This window comes from Rothia similimucilaginosa (genome assembly GCF_029850875.1).
Classification (GTDB): Bacteria; Actinomycetota; Actinomycetes; order Actinomycetales; family Micrococcaceae; genus Rothia.
This window is the reverse complement of the sequence record NZ_JAOVAM010000002.1, coordinates 25,965-43,720: the sequence shown is the minus strand read 5'-3', so window position 1 is coordinate 43,720 and position 17,756 is coordinate 25,965. Positions and strand designations below refer to the sequence as shown.

General features: G+C 57.2%; 13 protein-coding genes. 6 read left to right on the top strand and 7 right to left on the bottom strand.

Annotated features, from left to right (window positions below):
* Window positions 1-37 precede the first annotated feature (37 nt).
* The 4 genes from QFX05_RS01820 to QFX05_RS01805 form a co-directional block, all read right to left on the bottom strand.
* Window positions 38-685 carry a MerR family transcriptional regulator gene (locus QFX05_RS01820; protein ID WP_279740422.1) on the bottom strand — a complete coding sequence of 216 codons (648 nt, stop codon included), beginning with the start codon at window positions 683-685 and terminating at the stop codon, window positions 38-40.
* A gap of 727 nt (window positions 686-1,412) precedes the next feature.
* Complete coding sequence (ftsR, locus tag QFX05_RS01815; protein ID WP_279740420.1) at window positions 1,413-2,186, bottom strand: transcriptional regulator FtsR; 774 nt, start codon at window positions 2,184-2,186, stop codon at window positions 1,413-1,415.
* 599 nt (window positions 2,187-2,785) lie between these two features.
* A complete protein-coding gene (gene gcvH, locus QFX05_RS01810; RefSeq protein WP_279740418.1) occupies window positions 2,786-3,178 on the bottom strand; it encodes a glycine cleavage system protein GcvH in 393 nt (130 codons plus the stop codon).
* A gap of 438 nt (window positions 3,179-3,616) precedes the next feature.
* Entirely contained in the window at window positions 3,617-7,108 is a 3,492-nt protein-coding gene (locus QFX05_RS01805; RefSeq protein ID WP_279740416.1) for a bifunctional proline dehydrogenase/L-glutamate gamma-semialdehyde dehydrogenase, read from the bottom strand.
* Between the two features lie 514 nt (window positions 7,109-7,622).
* Here QFX05_RS01805 and QFX05_RS01800 point away from each other — a divergent pair.
* On the top strand, window positions 7,623-8,549 hold the full coding sequence (locus QFX05_RS01800) for a LysR family transcriptional regulator (protein ID WP_279740414.1): 927 nt from the start codon (window positions 7,623-7,625) through the stop codon (window positions 8,547-8,549).
* 182 nt (window positions 8,550-8,731) lie between these two features.
* Here the strand turns inward: QFX05_RS01800 and QFX05_RS01795 are convergent, their stop codons facing one another.
* Together QFX05_RS01795 and QFX05_RS01790 are read right to left on the bottom strand one after the other, a co-directional pair.
* Window positions 8,732-9,130 carry a hypothetical protein gene (locus QFX05_RS01795; RefSeq protein ID WP_279740413.1) on the bottom strand — a complete coding sequence of 133 codons (399 nt, stop codon included), beginning with the start codon at window positions 9,128-9,130 and terminating at the stop codon, window positions 8,732-8,734.
* A 371-nt stretch (window positions 9,131-9,501) separates the two neighbouring features.
* A complete protein-coding gene (locus tag QFX05_RS01790; RefSeq protein WP_279740411.1) occupies window positions 9,502-10,449 on the bottom strand; it encodes a sugar-binding transcriptional regulator in 948 nt (315 codons plus the stop codon).
* Between the two features lie 122 nt (window positions 10,450-10,571).
* On the opposite strand from QFX05_RS01790, the gene QFX05_RS01785 reads away from it, so the two are divergent.
* From QFX05_RS01785 to QFX05_RS01765, 5 genes are all read left to right on the top strand, one after another.
* A complete protein-coding gene (locus tag QFX05_RS01785) occupies window positions 10,572-12,317 on the top strand; it encodes a glycerol-3-phosphate dehydrogenase/oxidase (RefSeq protein WP_279740409.1) in 1,746 nt (581 codons plus the stop codon).
* A gap of 343 nt (window positions 12,318-12,660) precedes the next feature.
* On the top strand, window positions 12,661-13,458 hold the full coding sequence (locus QFX05_RS01780) for an MIP/aquaporin family protein (protein ID WP_279740407.1): 798 nt from the start codon (window positions 12,661-12,663) through the stop codon (window positions 13,456-13,458).
* A 42-nt stretch (window positions 13,459-13,500) separates the two neighbouring features.
* Window positions 13,501-15,057 (top strand): glycerol kinase GlpK, encoded by a 1,557-nt coding sequence (glpK, locus tag QFX05_RS01775; protein ID WP_279740405.1) that lies wholly within the window; start codon window positions 13,501-13,503, stop codon window positions 15,055-15,057.
* A gap of 391 nt (window positions 15,058-15,448) precedes the next feature.
* The gene (locus tag QFX05_RS01770) at window positions 15,449-15,724 is read left to right on the top strand and encodes an N-acyl-D-glutamate deacylase (RefSeq protein WP_279740403.1); all 276 of its coding nucleotides are present in this window, start codon (window positions 15,449-15,451) and stop codon (window positions 15,722-15,724) included.
* A gap of 628 nt (window positions 15,725-16,352) precedes the next feature.
* Window positions 16,353-16,964 (top strand): methylated-DNA--[protein]-cysteine S-methyltransferase, encoded by a 612-nt coding sequence (locus tag QFX05_RS01765; RefSeq protein WP_279740402.1) that lies wholly within the window; start codon window positions 16,353-16,355, stop codon window positions 16,962-16,964.
* Between the two features lie 29 nt (window positions 16,965-16,993).
* On the opposite strand, the gene QFX05_RS01760 is transcribed toward QFX05_RS01765, so the two are convergent.
* A complete protein-coding gene (locus tag QFX05_RS01760) occupies window positions 16,994-17,497 on the bottom strand; it encodes a DUF1304 domain-containing protein (protein WP_279740400.1) in 504 nt (167 codons plus the stop codon).
* Window positions 17,498-17,756 lie beyond the last annotated feature (259 nt).

Here is a 17,756-nt window from a genome sequence, read left to right as displayed (position 1 = left end):
GCGGGCAGATTCAAGATGTGTGTTTTACACCTATGCTTTATGCCTGTGCACGGCGGGCACGGCGGGCGGCGAGTTCGTCGCCTTCGAAACTTTCGTGCATTTCTTCGCCGGGCTGACCGTTGAGGTTCATTTCGATTTCGCGCCAGACGCGGCCAATCGCGATACCAAAGACGCCCTGGCCAGCCTGAACCAGGTCGATAACCTCGCTCGGGGAGGTACATTCGTAGACGGTGGTACCGTCACTCATCAGGGTGATGTTCGCAAGGTCGTCAATGCCGCGGGTACGCAGATGCTCGATGGAGGTGCGAATCTGCTGCAGGGACACGCCGGTGTCGAGCAGTCGCTTCACAATCTTGAGTACGAGCACATCGCGGAAGCTGTAGAGGCGCTGGGTACCGGATCCGGAGGCGCCACGCACGGTGGGTACAACCAGGTCGGTGCGTGCCCAGTAGTCGAGCTGACGGTAGGTGATGCCGACTGCTTTGCAGGCGACGGCGCCACGGTAACCGAGGTTTTCCTCGACGACAGAGACCGGGTCGGTGAAGAGTACACCTTGTTCACCGCGCGGAGGCGGCGCTACGGGGAAGAGGGTGTCGAAGCCGTCCAGGGGCTGGTCGAAGCCCTGGGATGCCTCATGGGTGCCTGCGGCCTCGCCTGCATTTTCGGCTACCTGCTGCTCTAGCACGGTCCCTCCTTTTCGTTAACCCGTTTAATGCGATTCACCGCGCCCTATCCAATGTGGTCGACTTCGTTCCGGTGCAGCCCCAATTTTCGGGGTGAGATTCTAAGGCTAGACCTTAGAATCTGTATCTATGATTCGCGCGGCTTCCCTCTGCGAGGTTGGCTACGCGGTTTTCAATACTACACATTGGCCCGGCTATTCGGTTCGTAGAACATGATTCGATAGTGCGACCGATGCGCGATAGGCGCGGTTGTTCAATCTATTTTATCTGATAGAGGGCTCTACTTAAAATTGAACCCACCGAAGCGAATGATCTTTTCAAATTCATTTGTACCTCTTTAACGTCCTGTAGATGCGTTCCTCCCCCGCTATTCTCCTCGCTTTTCCTGGGTATCGACCCCATGGGGAGTTTAAAAAGTAAATGCGTACGGATAGGTAGTCCATACGCATTTACAGCTGAGTTGACTGAGCAGCCTTGGCAGGGCGGGAGCCCCCTGGCTAGAAAGCTCTTCGTGTTGGACGACAGGGCAGAAAATCCGAGCGTGCCAGCGTCGGCTTCGTCCAAGTTTAGAGACTGCTACAGACCGCTACCCGTTGGTAAGGGGCAGAGACTATAGAGGGATCACCATGGTCAGTGGTGGTTTCCTGAGGGAAATCCCCGTTTGCGGTGCGATAGAACCGCTGGGAGTTTACGAGGGGCAGACTATCGGTAGCCTGTATCTTCGTGCGCCTACTCGTAGGTAGGCATCGCCGATTCGACGAGAGTTGCGTGCAGCTGCAGGCACAGCTTGCGAATCTTGTCGGCTCGTTCCTGCGCCTGAGCCTGGGAGGCTGCGTCGCGGCGTGATGCCAGCGGAGCCACCGCAATTTCCACGAGGGAAATTTCGCGGTCTGCCGCAGACTTGAATGCGCGCAGGTGACGGGGCTGAATGCCGTGCTTGGTCAGTTCTGCACTAACGCGGGCAATCAGCACATCGTAATCGGTGTACTTCACGCCTGAGCCATCTTCGAGCAGCCCAAAGTCAATCAGCTCGCGAATCTGTTCGGGGGTGGTGTTAGCATATCCTGCCAGCTCGCGGAGAGTGTAGGTGCGACCTTCCTGCTCGTTCGGGCCGAGGACGGTGTCTAGCACGTCTTCGCCTACGGTGGCAGGCATGGAGTTCAGTACGCGACCGGTTTCCAGGTCCTCCAGGTGCTGACGGATTACCTTCAGCGGCATGTAGTGGTCGCGCTGCATGGTGAGGACGTAGCGCAGGCGCTCAATATCCGTCTGGGAGTACTTGCGATAACCGGTTTCGGTACGACTGGGGTGCACGAGACCGCGTTCCTCCAGGAAGCGGATTTTGGATGCGCTAATTCCGGGGAACTCCAAATCAAGCTGGCTAAGAACCTGACCAATGGTCCGGCTTTTAACGTCACGCGGGTTACGGTCAGAGTCACCGTTCTCCACATCCTCTAGTTGGACCTCAGAGTTAGTGAGGTTCTTATCGATGCGTGAGGTCATCTACGTCTTTCGGGTACTTGTTCAGACAATGTCGATACGAGCCGAAATTTGAATGAGTGGCTCGTTCCCCCTGGTGAGGGGGTTATCGCAGCGTACCGAACATCTTTGCTTAGTGTTGAGAGTGTGATAGATAAATTTAGTTGTTTATCACAAAATGATAAACCGCAAACCTTCGAGACAATCTTATAGTTTCACAAGGTATTTTGCTATTCAAATAGCCCTTTTCGGGGGCGTTTTGAACCCAAAAATAATCACGGATTCAGGCAGTTTCCAGTAGTGACAGTACCAATTTTAACAAAATTCCACTGTTGTGAACATGCTTTTCCCACATTGGACCGCTTTACAAGGAAAATTTTATCTTCTCTCGGTAGTAGAAGTTTTCATCACATTTAACTTGAAAGAAATTCCCACTTAGGGTTTAGCCATCTTTCAAGCCTCTTCAGCAGGTTTAGACACCCTCAAGAAGAACCTTAAATGCACCCCGCTACTTGCGTTTGTGTGCATTTTAAAAGAAAAACGGCGAGACCAATAGGTCTCGCCGTTTCACCACTACATACCTCTTATCTGAGGCCTATAGAAGGTCTTAGAATCTATCCGACTTAGAGCTTATCTAGCTCAGCCTTGTATGCCTCTGCATCCAGCAGATTTGCCAGATCATCAGCGTTCTCGGGGCGAATCTCAACAATCCAGCCCTCTCCGTAGGGGTCCGAGTTAACCAGTGCGGGATCATCTTCCAGACCCTCATTCACTGCAACAATCTCGCCGGCAATAGGAGCGAAAAGATCAGAGACGGACTTGGTGGACTCAATCTCGCCGAAGCTATCCTCAGCAACTACAGAGTCGCCGACAGAGGGAAGATCGACGTAGACGACATCACCCAGTGCATCCTGAGCGTGGTCGGTAATACCAACACGGACAGTGCCCTCAGCGGTGAGAGCGGAAACCCACTCATGCTCAGAAGTGTACGAGAGTTCTGCGGGAACGTTGCTCATAGCAGCGGTGTCCTTTCAGTGTGATTTTGCGTAGCGCGGACTATCCCGCGCACGGTGTCGTTCCGCGTGTGGGATAGCGAAACGTCCTACACCAATTATCACATAAGAAGTAATGCGGGGCATGCCTAAACACTCCCGTACTACTTCTAAGACACTATTTTTCATCTACTATACTGTGCCCACCCCCTCCAACCATTCTCAAGAGCCGAATAGTCCCACTATTTATCAATCACCCCGCCGCGCATACTCTACAAGCCACTCCCCCGATTACCGGGCACCTCCCGTAGGTTATGGAACCTACGGAATGGATACAGCGTATACAAAGGGGTACAGCACAGTGCGTAAAAGGTGCAGGGTACGCAAAAAGGCTCAGGACCCCACACCATAAAGGTGTAGGGCCCTGAGCCTAAGACTAGAGAGCTAAACTCTCACAGCGCCTTAGCGGGAAGAAATGACGCGCTCGGAGAAGCGGTTCGGGTTACCGAAACGGTGTGCGGTAATCGAAACAGCCTGCTCGCGGAGGAAGGGCAGCATCTCGATACGGCCAGCCTCGGTGACGGGTGCGAAATACACTGCAACGTCCGGGCGACCACCCAGTGCCGAGTAGATGGACTTCTCATCGTTACCGATGTAGCGGATACGGGTGCCTTCCAGCGGGGTACCAGCCAGTGCGCGAACCGGGGTCTTAGCGTTCGAAGCCAGGTACTCACGGAACTGAGCGTCCGACTTGACTTCGTACTTGATACCCTTGTTCTCGAGGACACCACGGACGTCGACCGGCAGGTCCTTACCGACGGACAGAGCGACCGGTGCGTTAGCTGCCAGACCGGCGAGCACAACACGCAGGGTCTCTGCTGCGGATGCGGACTCGTCAGCACGAACCAGAACCTGGGTGGGTACGTAGCGCAGAATGTTGCGCTCCACGCCCAGCTTCGAGGGATCGTGACCGAAGCCGAACTCGGTATCCCAAGCGTGTGCGTCAGAGGAGACACCGCGCTTGATGAAGCCGAAGTCCTCACGCTTACCCAGCTCGGAGTTCTCGATGGTGGCCAGGGTCTCGCGGACGGTCACGGACTGGGTGACAGCGGTTGCGGTTGCCTGTGCGGGCTCCCAATCGGACAGAGCAATCAGGTAGCTGGGGCCACCAGCCTTGGTACCGGAACCCACGGTGGACTTCTTCCAACCACCGAAGGGCTGACGCTGAACGATTGCACCGGTAATTGCACGGTTGACGTACAGGTTACCTGCCTGGACCTTGGAGAGCCACAGCTCGAGCTCGTCAGCATCCAGCGAGTGCAGACCTGCGGTCAGGCCGTAATCGGGTGCGTTCTGCAGCTCGATTGCTTCTTCCAGGGTGTCAGCGGTCATGATGCCCAGGATGGGGCCGAAGTACTCAGTCATGTGGTACTCGGAACCGGGCTTGACACCTTCACGAACACCGGGGCTCCACAGGCGGCCCGTCTCGTCCAGTTCCTTCGGCTGGATAAGCCAACGCTCGCCCGGGCCGAGGGTGGTCAGACCGCGCAACAGCTTCTCTTCCGGTTTCTGAACAACGGGGCCCATCTCGGACTCAATGTCCTGCGGGTGTGCTACGTGCAGCGAGCTGACGGAGTCAATCAGCTGACGGCGGAAACGCTCGGACTGTGCCACGGAGCCAACCAGGATAACGGTCGAACCAGCGGAGCACTTCTGACCTGCGTGACCGAATGCCGAGTAAACAACATCCTTGACGGCAAGGTCGATGTCAGCGTTCGGGGTGACAATAATCGAGTTCTTACCCGAGGTCTCACCGAACAGGGGCAGGTCATCACGCCATGAGCGGAAGAGCTCAGCAGTCTCGTAACCACCGGTCAGAATCAGGCGGTCAACCTCGGGGTGCGAGATGAGCAACTTGCCTGCAGCGCGGTCAACAACCTTGACGAGCTTCAGAACTTCCTTGGGGACGCCTGCATCCCACATGATCTCTGCGATCAGGGCACCGGTACGTGCGGTAATGGTTGCGGGCTTGAAGATGACAGCAGAACCTGCTGCCAGACCAGCCAGAACACCACCGGCGGGGATAGCGGTCGGGAAGTTCCACGGGGGAACAACCAGGGTCAGGTCAACAGACTTGGGCTTTGCGCCGTCGATCTTCTCGAGGTCCTCAGCCAGCATTGCGTAGTAGTATGCGAAGTCAATCGCCTCGGAGACCTCGGTGTCGCCCTGCTCCAGGGTCTTGCCAGCCTCAGCTGCCATAACCTCCAGCAGGTCACCGCGGCGCAGTGCAATAGCCTTACCGACCTTGCGCAGAATCTCTGCACGCTCGTGACCGGAGAGCTTGCCCCAAGCCTTGCCAGCTTCCTCGGTTTCCTTGATCAGCTTCTCAGCCTCAGCCTCGCTGGTCAGCTCGTTAGCCTTGAGGGTGTCGATACCCAGCTTAGTGGTCTTGGAGCGCTCAAGGATTGCGCGGCCCCACTCACGGTTACCAGCCAGTGCGGGGTCGGTGTCGGGGGTGTTCTCGAAACGGCCAGCCGGTACGAAGACGTCGTCCTCATTCTCGGTCAGACGGTTCTGGGTGCGCTTGGATGCGGGAACCTCGTCGGTGACGGAGTTCAGTGCACGCATGAAGCGGTCCTCTTCACGCTTGAAGATAGACTCGTCGGTTGCCAGGTCGAAGATACCGGACATGAAGTTCTCGGAGGATGCGTTCTCCTCGAGACGACGAATCAGGTATGCGATTGCAACGTCGAATTCCTTGGGGTTCACGACGGGCACGTACAGGAGCAGGTGACCAACGCGGCGGCGGATAATCTCAGCCTGCTGCTCAGCCATACCGATCAGCATCTCGAACTCGACGCGGTCCTTAACACCGCGGTCCTCGGACAGCAGCAGAGCGAAAGCAACGTCGAAGAGGTTGTGGCCTGCAATACCGAGGCGAACGTTCTTCACGTGCTCGGGACGCAGTGCGTAGTCCAGAACGCGCTTGTAGTTGGTGTCAGCAGCCTGCTTGGTGTCCCAGGTGGTCAGCGGCCAGCCGTGCATAACAGCTTCCACGATTTCCATGGAGAGGTTTGCACCCTTAACCAGGCGGACCTTGATGCCTGCGCCGCCAGCAGCAACGCGCTTTGCGGACCACTCCTGCAGGTGCTGCATTGCAGCCAGGGTGTCGGGCAGGTATGCCTGGAGCACGATACCGGCTTCCAGGTCCTTCAGGTGGGGCTGGTCCAGGATCTTGGTGAACACCTCAATGGTGAGGTCCAGGTCCTTGTACTCCTCCATGTCCAGGTTGATGAACTTCTTGGGGGAGGTGGATGCAGCCAGCTCATACAGGGGGGTCAGGCGGCGAACAGCGGTCTCAACGACCTCGTCGAATGCCCAGTGCTGGTGGGGGCCGGAAACAGCGGACACCTTGATGGAGACGTAGTCAACGTCGTCACGTGCCAGCAGGCGCTTGGTCTCAGCCAGGCGGTGCTCTGCCTCCTTGTCACCCAGAACTGCTTCACCGAGCAGGTTAACGTTCAGGCGGTTACCGGTCTTGGTCAGCTCTGCGATAGCGTCGCCCAGCTTCTCTTCAGAAGCGTCAACGATCAGGTGACCGACCATCTCGCGCAGCACGCGACGTGCAACGGGAACGGTGGGCCACGCAACCTTGCCAGCTAGCTTGCCACCGAAGCCAACAGCGGACTTCATGTACCAGGGCAGGAAGGAAGGTGCCAGACCGGAAATGCGGGAGAGGTTGCGGCCGGAGACGTTGTCGTCTTCGGGGCGAATAACGCCATCAACAAAGCCGACGGTGAAGGGAAGACCATTGGGGTCCTTCAGAACACCGGCGAGCTGCTCAGCTGCGAAAGTGGGCTTGATCGACTGGGACTCGTTTACCCACTGACGAACAAGCTGACGAGCTTCCAGAGCCATCTTCTGGTAGTGCTCAGATGCGAAAGGATGGGTCATCCTTGACTCCTAACTATCTTACTGTGTGCGGCGCACACCACGTTTAGCGATGTCTCTATTTCACCACAAAAGGGTAATAAATACCTCATTAGAAAAACTGAATGTTTTTTCCAAAATTCATTTAGATTTTCTTAATGATTGTGTGGTGAGGTTTTCACCCTGCGCCCCCTCCGAACCTACTGTTCGAAGAGACAAAGGTAAGGTTTGTAGCGACATTGCTATCCATCTCTCTCAGGCTAGCACTTTCAGCGCGCAAATATCGAACTAATTTCGTAACAAACGAACACCTCAAAACCATTCCCAGAGGAGTCTTCACACCCAAGAATCGTCCCATCAACGCGAAAATACTCGCTACACAAGCCAACATGCCATCACCCCACTTCATGCGCCTCAAAAAGAACCGGCCAGAAGCCCGCACGGTACCATAGATAAGGGTCCACGATAAGAGACACACCACGGAAGAGTTCGGAAGCGCAGCCTACCCGAATAACCGAGTGCACCAGGGAGGAAAAACGTGTCAATCTACGACATCCGACGCATGCAAATGCTCCTTGAAATCCAAGAACGCGGCACCGTCATCGCCGCCGCTGAAGCACTCAGTCTCACCCCCTCCGCCGTCTCCCAGCAGATTGCCACCCTCGAAAAAGAAACCGGCACCCCCTTGCTGCAGCGCATCGGCAGGCGCGTACAGCTCACCAGCGCCGGACTCATCATCGTCGACAGCGCCCGAAGCATCCTGCGTGAACTCGACCGCATGCAAACCTCCGTCGCCAACCTCACCGGCGAACCGGCAGGCATGGTCCGCCTCGCCATCTTCCAGTCCGCGGCCTTCGCGCTGCTACCGGAAACTCTCACCTACCTTGCCGAGCATGCCCCCTCACTCACCCTGCAGGTACTGCAAATCGACCCCGAAACCGGCACCTCCCTGACCCGAAGCCGCGAATACGACATGGTGCTCTCCGAAGCCTACCCGCACCACCACATCCCCGAATACCCCGAACTGCATTCCGAGCTACTCACCGAAGACCCGCTCAGCCTCATCGTGCCCAGTACCTCCACCATCACCTCAATCGAGGAGGCGCACGCACTGCCATGGGTCCTCGAGATGGAGCAGAACACCTCCCGCAGCTGGGCACTCAACCAGTGCCGCACCGCAGGATTCGAGCCGGTCATCCGCTACAGCGCCAACGACATGATCACGAACTCCAACCTCGTCAAGGCAGGATTCGCCGTCACCATCGTGCCCGGTTTCATCCTTTCCTCTCTTTCCACCACCGAGGGACTACGCATCGTAGAGCTCCCCGGTAAACCCTCCCGCAAAATCTTTACCGCGGTACGCCGAGAGTCCGCCGCCAACCCCGCCATTGCCATGGTGCGTCAAGCGCTACACCACGCCGTGCAGGTGGCATTCAGTGAACACAACAAGACCGAAACCGCATAGGAAAAATTGGTTGCCGCCCATCTCGATAAGCCGACCAACGCAAAGGTCGGGGCCGTTCCCACAAACGGCCTCGACCTTTCAATATGTCTTTTTCAACAGGCGCCTATATGTAGAGCTATAAAAGCACGCAACAGTGGAGCCACCCCCCCCCGTGCACATCCGTCACGGGGCCAGCTCAACTGCTAGTTCAGCGAAGCAACCACAGTCCGGCTCTGCACCTCGTAGCACGAAGAGGACAAACCAGCCGCCGTCATATCCAGCACAGCGCTCAGATGAACCTGCTTCAACGCAGAACCGGTAACACCCGAAGCCACCTGATAATTCAGCTGAATATCCAGACGATGACCGCGAGGAATAGGGGTACTCAACTCCAGAACATTCTCGTCGCCAGTACCAGCCTGACCGGTCTGCGCGCAACAGCGCAGCGCATCAAGATTCAGAGCATCCACAGGAGCCACCAAAGCCGAAGCGCGGCAACGCTCACAGGTGTACATCAGGCCATCAGCGGAGCAATAGCGAATAACAGCCGAAGAGTACACATCATTACGGTCCCAAATCTTACGTAGGCCGCGGTCAGTCATATCCCAACGCTCCATACCGGGAGCAAAAAGCGTGTTCTCAGGAACCGACGGACCGGCACGGCACCCTCCGGGTACCTCGGGTAGGGGTAGCCGTAGGTGCTCACACCAACCATCGTGTTACCCCCACCCATATGGAATTCTCAGTGCCAGAGGTACCGGTAGTAAACAGGCCGGCGCTACCGACCTTCACGCCATTATCGGTGCAGTTTTTGACGACACTAAAGGGCGCCTTGAAACATTGTTCAGGCGACACTTGAGAGCTTCACCAGGAAACCCCTCAGCACTACCCTTTCAGATCAAGGTGCCCCTTTAACCCATCACCACGGACCTTCATACTCACGGGCCCTCATGCCCGCGGCGATTATTTTTAGCTATTTCTCCATGAGCGCCTTTGCCAGGGCATCATCAAGAACCAAGTCAGTAATCGCACCCGTACGCAACGCGCCGCGCAAAGCACGCACACGGTGAGTACCGGACGCAACGCAAATACGGCGCGGAATACGAGCCAGCTCCTTCGGAGTCGGACCGGACGCACGCTTATTCAACTCAAGATCAGCCCACGAGCCGTCCTCACGCAGAAGAATCGTGCACATATCCCCCACAACGCCCAGCTCACGCAGCTGACGCTGCTCCTGCACCTCAAAATAGCCGCCCGAATACACGTGAGAAGGAATAGGTCCGCCAAAAGCACCCACGCCAAAAATAGCGAGGTCAACATTCTGCTGGGCATGCAGATTCTTCTGCACGCTACGCTCACGCCACATGGCGGTCTTGGTGTCCGCATAGTCAAAGAACGCAGGAACCGGGAAGTGAATCGTGTGCGCATCGTAAGCGTTCACCAGATGCCCCAGCAGAGAACCCAGGTACGGAATACCGGAATGGTGGGCGTTACCCGCGCCGTTCAGCTGAACCACAGTCACACCGGTAAGCGGGCGGCGAGGTAGGTGGCGAGAAATCTCAGTCATGGTTGAACCCCACGCCACACCCAGACTCGTTCCGTTGTCAACCAGGGAATCAAGTAGCGCCGCCGCAGTGCGAGATACCTGGCTCATGCGGGCAATGGGGGTTGCGTCGGGTCGCACATTCACGAGGGTGACACGCACCTTATAGCGCTCACCAATACGTCGCTCCAGCTCACTACGGGTACGGAAGGACTCGTCCAGACGAATCTGCACCATTCCGCTCTCGCGAGCGCTTTTAAGCAGGCGTGAGACAGTGGCGCGCGAAACCCCTAGACGGGCCGCGATAGCGTCCATTGTCATGTTGTGGATGTAGTAAAGCTGCGCCGCTTCATAGGTGTGATTAGTGCGTTCGTTCATTGACTACAGACCCCTAGTGAAAATCCGTTCATGCTACTTGGTTATTATTTCACCATTGGGTTTTACTAAATGCAAGATGAAACCCCATGCCGCACACGCGGCACGAGCAGAAAGAGCACTACATGAGCTCCCAACACTTTGCACAGCAGTCTCAGCTGACTGCCGAATCCCGCACCCAGGCCCTCAAGAGCATGGTCAATGAAGAACTTGACATCCTGGTTGTAGGTGGCGGCATTACCGGCGCAGGCATTGCCCTCGACGCAGCGACCCGCGGTCTGCGCACCGGCATCGTCGAAGCAGGTGACTGGGCTGCAGGCACCAGCGCATGGTCCTCCAAGCTCGTCCACGGCGGTCTGCGTTACCTCTACAACCTCGACTTCAAGCTCGTGACTGAAGCACTGACCGAGCGTGGCCTGCTGCTGAACAAGATTGCACCCCACCTGGTGCACGCACAGCCCTTCCTATGGCCGCTGAAGATGCCTGTCATTGAGCGTGCATACTCGGCAATCGGCATCGGCATGTACGACACCCTCGCATTCCTCGGCTCCCGCGGCAACAAGGGCGTCCCCTCCCAGCGTCACTTCTCCAAGACCGGCACCAAGACCGTCTTCCCCGACATCAAGGACTCCGCGTTCAGCGGCGCAATCCAGTTCTACGATGCACGTGTTGACGACGCACGCCTCGTCATCGACGTCATCCGCACCGCTGCAGGCTACGGTGCACTGGCTGCATCCCGCACCCAGGTTGTCGGCTTCACCAAGGACGCATCCGGCCGCGTCATCGGCGCAGAGCTGGCCGATCTGGAGACCGGCGAGCGCCTGAACGTCCGTGCAAAGCACGTCATCAACGCAACCGGCGTGTGGACCGAAGAGTCCGAGTCCCTGGCTAACCCCAATGCTGGCCTGGAGGTTCTGGCTTCCAAGGGTATCCACATCGTTGTTCCCCGTGACCGTATCAACGCAACCAGCGGTATCTTCACCAAGACCGAGAAATCCGTTCTCTTCATCATTCCCTGGCAGCGTTACTGGATTATCGGCACCACCGACACCCCCTACGCCGAGGACCGCGAGCGCCCCGTCGCAACCAGTAAGGACATCGACTACGTCCTGATGCAGGCTAACAAGCTGATCGCTAACCCGCTGACTCGCGAGGATATCATCGGCACCTACACCGGTCTGCGCCCGCTACTGCAGCCCAAGGTCAAGGACGGCGCAGCATCCACCAAGGTTTCCCGCGAGCACACCGTGACCGAGGTTGCACCCGGCATGAGCGCAATCGCAGGCGGCAAGCTCACCACCTACCGTGTCATGGCTGCAGACGCTGTCGACTTCGCACTGGGTGAGCAGGCTAAGCAGAACCCCTCCGTGACCGCAACTATCGGTCTGGTCGGTGCAGACGGCTACCATGCAATCGCTGCTAACCGTGCACGCTACGCAGAGCGTTACGGCTGGGATGAGGACCGCATCACCCACCTGCTGGAGCGTTACGGCGCACAGATTGAGGACCTCGGCGCTCTCATCGACGCTGACCCCTCCCTCGGCACTCCCCTGGCTAAGGCACCCCAGTTCCTGCGTGCAGACGTCGTCTTCGCTATCCGCTACGAAGGTGCCCTACACCTGGAGGACGTTCTGGTCCGCCGTGTACGCCTCGACCTCGAGCAGCGCGACCGCGGGCTGGCGGCAGCAGACGAGATCCTCGACATCATGCGTGCCGAGCTCGGCTGGGATGACAAGAAGGTCAAGGAAGAACTCAACCTCTACGCAGCACGCGTTGCAGCAATGCGCGAGGCAGAGTCCACCTCCACCGACGCTGAGGCATCGGCAAAGATTGAGGCTGTCACCCCCGTGGCACCCCGTGTGAAGCTCTAATCCGTAGAGATTCCACGCACCTTTCGTGACCGGTTATCCGGTACGAACCGACCGTTCACCCCTCACCGAGCATGGATTATCTCATATTTTCGGTGAGGGGTGGACGAGAGGTTAAATAACCGTTTACGATAATCCCCTGCATAAGAAGCAGCGAGCTAAATACAGGGTTAACCCACTGGTACGATCTGCTTCTCATCCAAAAACATCTATCAATTTTTCGTAGCAACCGCTACACATTTCAGCACAGCGTTGTGCCCCGATCCGCCAGTGCGGTGAGGACGCACGGGAACACGCAAGCAAAGGTTCGCTTGCCTTCCAGACGCTTCGTCTTCAAGGAGCATCAATGTCTCTTCTTGCTTCCGCAGGAACTGTACTTGCAGCCGGTTCATCCGCTCTCGTGGATGCATCCGGTGCCCCCACCACCCTCGGAATCTTCGCTTCCGAATTCTTCGGCACCTTCATCCTGATTCTGCTCGGTGCCGGCGTATGTGCCGCAGTGACCCTCAAGAAGTCCTACGCTAAGGACGCAGGCTGGGGTGTTATCACCTTCGGATGGGGTCTGGCAGTGTTCACCGCCGTGTACCTCTCCTTCCATTCCGGTGCACACCTGAACCCCGCTGTGACCGTTGGCCTGGCAACCGCAGGCAAGGACCTGGCAACCGGCGTTCCCGCAACCCCCGGCAACATTGCCCTGTACATCGTCGCTCAGATGCTCGGCGCAATGGCCGGCGCAACCGGAGCGTACCTCACCTACAAGAAGCACTTCGATGAGGACCCGGGCGACCGCCTCGGCATCTTCGCAACCGGCCCCGCCATCAAGTCCTACGGCTGGAACTTGCTCACCGAGATTATCGGCACCTTCGTCCTGATTGGCTGGATCATCGCATCCGGTAAGACCCCCGCCCAGACTGGCCCCTTGGCTGTTGCCCTGGTTGTTGTTTCTATCAGTATGAGCCTTGGTGGCGCAACCGGTTCCGCTATCAACCCCGCACGTGACCTCGGCCCCCGTATCGCCTACACCTTCCTGCCCATCCCCGGTAAGACCGGCTCCAACTGGTCTTACGCATGGGTTCCGGTTGTTGGCCCGATCATCGGCGCTATCCTCGCCGGCCTAATCGTTCCGGCAGTCCTGCCCCTCTAAACCTCTCCAAAACCCCGTCTTTTTAGTTCTAAGGAAAAATCAATGACGACTTCTCTGCACTCCGCAACCCTCAACGTCGAGCGCAAGTACATCCTCTCCATCGACCAGGGCACCACCAGCTCCCGCGCGATCCTGTTCAACAAGGCGGGCGAGAACGTGGCTCAAGGCCAGCTCGAGCACGAGCAGATCTTCCCCAAGGCCGGCTGGGTCGAGCACAACGCAACCGAGATTTGGCAGAACGTCCGCAAGGTCGTAGCAACCGCAATGGCAAACGGCGACGTCAACCACCACGAAATCGCTGCAGTCGGCATCACCAACCAGCGTGAAACCACCGTCGTGTGGGACAAGAACACCGGCGAGCCCGTCTACAACGCAATCGTCTGGCAGGACACCCGCACCCAGGAAATCGTTGAAGAACTCGCAGGCGAAGAGGGCGTTGGTAAGTACCACGACATCGTTGGCCTGAACCTCTCCACCTACTTCTCCGGTCCCAAGATCAAGTGGATCCTGGACAACGTTGAAGGCGCACGCGAGCGCGCAGAGCGCGGCGACCTGCTCTTCGGCAACACCGACACCTGGCTGGTCTGGAACCTGACCGGTGGTGTTGACGGCGGCGTTCACGTCACCGACGTAACCAACGCATCCCGTACCCTGCTGATGGACATCCGCACCCTCGAATGGGATCCGCAGATTGCTGCAGACATGGGCATCCCCATGAGCATGCTGCCCGAAATCAAGTCCTCCTCCGAGGTGTACGGCTTCGGCCGCGCGACTGGTCTACTCAGAGGCACCCCCATCGCGGGTATCCTGGGCGACCAGCAGGCTGCAACCTTCGGTCAGGCTTGCTTCGAGAAGGGCATGGCGAAGAACACCTACGGTACCGGTAACTTCATGCTCATGAACACCGGCAACGAGCCCGTCTTCTCCAACAACGGTCTGCTGACCACCGTCGCCTACAAGATTGGCGACGCAGCTCCCGTCTACGCTCTGGAAGGCTCGGTCGCGATGAGCGGCTCCCTGATTCAGTGGCTGCGCGACAACCTGCGCATGATTGAGAACGCTGCAGAGTCTGAGGAACTGGCTACCTCCGTTGAGGACTCCGGTGGCTGCTACGTTGTTCCCGCGTTCTCCGGCCTGTTCGCGCCTCACTGGCGTTCCGACGCTCGCGGCGTCATCGTTGGTCTGACCCGCTATGTGAACCGTGCACACATCGTGCGTGCGGCACTGGAAGCAACCGCATTCCAGACCCGCGAGGTTCTGGACGCAATGAACGCTGACTCCGGTGTTAAGCTCTCCGAGCTGCGCGTGGACGGCGGCATGACCGCTAACGAGTTCCTCATGCAATTCCAGGCTGACATCCTCGGTGTCCCCGTGATCCGCCCGAAGGTTGTTGAGACCACCGCTCTGGGCGCAGCATACGCTGCAGGTATCGCTGTTGGTTTCTGGGCCGGGGAGCAGGACGTTGTGGACAACTGGGTTGAGGACAAGCGCTGGCTGCCCTCCATGGAACCCGCAGAGGTTGACCGCCAGTACCGCCTCTGGAAGAAGGCTGTCTCGCGCACCCTCGAGTGGGTCGACGAGGACGTTCCGACCGCCTAATCGCAGCACCGTTGCCTGACGGCACGGCCCGCGTACTAACGAAGCCCCGGCTACTTCTCCCCCGCTATGGGGTTGAAGCAGCCGTGGCTTTTTTGCGGCAGTTCTTACTGTAAAAAGCACTCATTTCATGCTTCTTGTTGAGATAACAATTCATCTGTTATGTGGGATTACTCTTATGGCGTATATACGCCTTTTATCTCTATTTCACGCGCCATATCATAGATATATAGGCTTATTGATTCTATTCTGGCCGCCGCAGATGGTGGTTGGTTACGCCTCTAGCACCTACTGGTGTGCATGAGACCAGAGCATACGCTCCCGGAAAGAGGAAGCGGGTTATCCCGCACCGATTATGGTTGATGTCCGTCTCCGCAGGCATGCAATTATTGCTATGAACATTTCAATTCTTGCTGCTGCTCTTTCCTGGTTGTTGGTGCTCTTCTCTATCCTGTATTCAGCCGCCGCTGTGCCGTGGGCTCTGGGTATTGCTATCGTACTGACCGTAATTGGTGCCTACGCGCTGTACCGCGACTACTCCAAGTACTCGCATGTGCTCCCGAACGAGGACCCGGATGCGCACGATGTACTCGGCCACGACCTGCACTCAACCCGCCTGCCGCATCTGCACCACACGGGGGGCAACACTGACGGAGTAGTTGCTAAGTAGTGGGCTTCTTTTCCCCTAGACAATATAAAATGTGCCGCCTCACCGGTGTCAGTGAGGCGGCACATTTATATTAAATCGTGGTTCAGAGCCCGGTTCTGCAACCATTTCTCAACAGTTTGAACCAGTACTTTGACGTGCTTCGGCTCTGGCTAGTTCTGCCTTTGTGTTCTCATGGACTACAAAAGCGTTATATTTCCAGCTGGGGGGTCGTTCAACAAGCCATCCTACCCAGAAGGAGCACCGCTGTAATGAGAACAATAGGAATCAGGTAGATAAGGGCTCTCGGGTCGCGGGTGTGGTCTGAGGTGCTCAGCGCTGTGAGCTCCCACAGCAGAAGGATTGGTACCACTATGGAAGGCATCACTATAAAGTGGAGAAGCCGGAGTATTGAATTGCGATGTATCGGTGTGTACTTCACAGAATGCCAGCTCTTCGGGCTCAATCAAAATTGCCGGGCATCCTGAAATATTTCAACGACGGTGCATATACATCTCATACATAGTGGTCAGTTATAGAAAAAACCAGCTGCGGGTACGGTACGGAGGTGCCCCTCCCCTATGATGGTTGAAAGGAATATTTGCACCTAATACCATCTGCAGTACACGCCCACGAGCCAATGAGGAAGAGCATGACCAAAGCGACCGATTCGCCGCAGCCACCGGAAGCACTTACGCGCTGGTACACTCGCTATTCGAGTCCCGTCGGCGTGCTCTATATTGCTGCCCGAGCGAACGCGATTGTTGGCATCTGGTACGAGGATCAGGCGCATTTTCCGCTCCCCCATGAGCTTGGTGGACTGGTTGAGAATCCCGGGGCTTACCTGCGGGACCACGGCACGCCGGAAGATGATGAGCCTGCCGGCGAGTATGCGGCGGCGCAGCTTCTTGAGTTGGCTACGGTGCAGCTGTCTGAGTACTTTGCGCGCAAGCGCACTTCTTTTACACTGCCGTTAGATCCTGAGGGTACCGATTTTCAGCTGATTGTGTGGGAGCATTTGAAGACTGTTCCTGCCGGGTACACCACCACTTACGGCGATATTTCGCGTGCGGTTGGTCCCGGCGCTCCGGCACAGGCTGTGGGTCAGGCGGTCGGCCGTAATAAGGTTTCTATTATGATTCCGTGCCACCGTGTTATTGGTGCTGACGGTAGCTTGACCGGCTACGCTGGCGGGGTTGAGCGTAAGCAGTTCCTCCTTGACTTGGAGGAGCCGGAAGAGGTGCGGGAGGCGCGGCTCTTCTAGCGCCTACAGACGAGGCTGTTCGGGTCTTTTCAGCTAAGCCTTTGAGCCTCTGGCGCGAAGGTGTGCCCGGGCAGAGAAAAGCCGCGTGGTACTTCGTAGAAGTAACACGCGGCTTCTATACGTTGAGAGGTTCCAATCTGAATTAAATTCGTCGCAAAGAGGAAAATTAGCGCCAGCAGCGGCGGGGTCAGCTGAATCAGCGCCGGCTTGCGCTTATCCGGGGAGGTGAGGAACAGGTAGGCACCGGCAACCGCCATGGAGCCCAGGCCTGCGAATAGGAGCGCCACGCCCACCTGCGGGGAGCCGAACCAGAATGCGAGCAGACCGGTTGCGGCAATCCAGGCGAGCATCAGGTTGTACAGGCCCTGGTTTGCAGCCATTTCCTTGGTGGACTCGGCAAACTCTTCGGTCATTCCGAAGGTTTCGCGGCCTCTAGGCTTAGTCCAGAGGAACGACTCGATAATCCAGATGTACACATGAATAGCGATTGCTACAAAGGCAAAAACGGTGGTGACCGTTGCGAGCGTCTGCATTGTTTCTCCTTGAGTAGTAGGTCATCTGTTAGCTGTGTGGCTCACCAACAGGTCAGCCGGCAACACACGAGTAGCAGCCGGATAGCCTCTCCTATCTACGTATCCGGCGTGTGGGAACAAACACTAATTCTACTCCAGCCCCGTGGATTATCCGCATCGTATGACGTTGGATACCGCAGATAGGTTGAACGCTCGTCACAACAAGACATCGCAACGAGCGTTCAACACATCTGTTTGGTTCTTCCCCCAATAAGGAAAG

What these genes read in the sequence shown, in the direction of transcription:
- QFX05_RS01770 (WP_279740403.1), top strand. Translation starts at nt 15,449, where the DNA reads ATGAACATTTCAATTCTTGCTGCTGCTCTTTCCTGGTTGTTGGTGCTC.
- QFX05_RS01790 (WP_279740411.1), bottom strand. Translation starts at nt 10,449, where the DNA reads ATGAACGAACGCACTAATCACACCTATGAAGCGGCGCAGCTTTACTAC.
- QFX05_RS01805 (WP_279740416.1), bottom strand. Translation starts at nt 7,108, where the DNA reads ATGACCCATCCTTTCGCATCTGAGCACTACCAGAAGATGGCTCTGGAA.
- QFX05_RS01780 (WP_279740407.1), top strand. Translation starts at nt 12,661, where the DNA reads ATGTCTCTTCTTGCTTCCGCAGGAACTGTACTTGCAGCCGGTTCATCC.
- QFX05_RS01785 (WP_279740409.1), top strand. Translation starts at nt 10,572, where the DNA reads ATGAGCTCCCAACACTTTGCACAGCAGTCTCAGCTGACTGCCGAATCC.
- QFX05_RS01765 (WP_279740402.1), top strand. Translation starts at nt 16,353, where the DNA reads ATGACCAAAGCGACCGATTCGCCGCAGCCACCGGAAGCACTTACGCGC.
- QFX05_RS01760 (WP_279740400.1), bottom strand. Translation starts at nt 17,497, where the DNA reads ATGCAGACGCTCGCAACGGTCACCACCGTTTTTGCCTTTGTAGCAATC.
- ftsR (WP_279740420.1), bottom strand. Translation starts at nt 2,186, where the DNA reads ATGACCTCACGCATCGATAAGAACCTCACTAACTCTGAGGTCCAACTA.
- glpK (WP_279740405.1), top strand. Translation starts at nt 13,501, where the DNA reads ATGACGACTTCTCTGCACTCCGCAACCCTCAACGTCGAGCGCAAGTAC.
- gcvH (WP_279740418.1), bottom strand. Translation starts at nt 3,178, where the DNA reads ATGAGCAACGTTCCCGCAGAACTCTCGTACACTTCTGAGCATGAGTGG.
- QFX05_RS01795 (WP_279740413.1), bottom strand. Translation starts at nt 9,130, where the DNA reads ATGACTGACCGCGGCCTACGTAAGATTTGGGACCGTAATGATGTGTAC.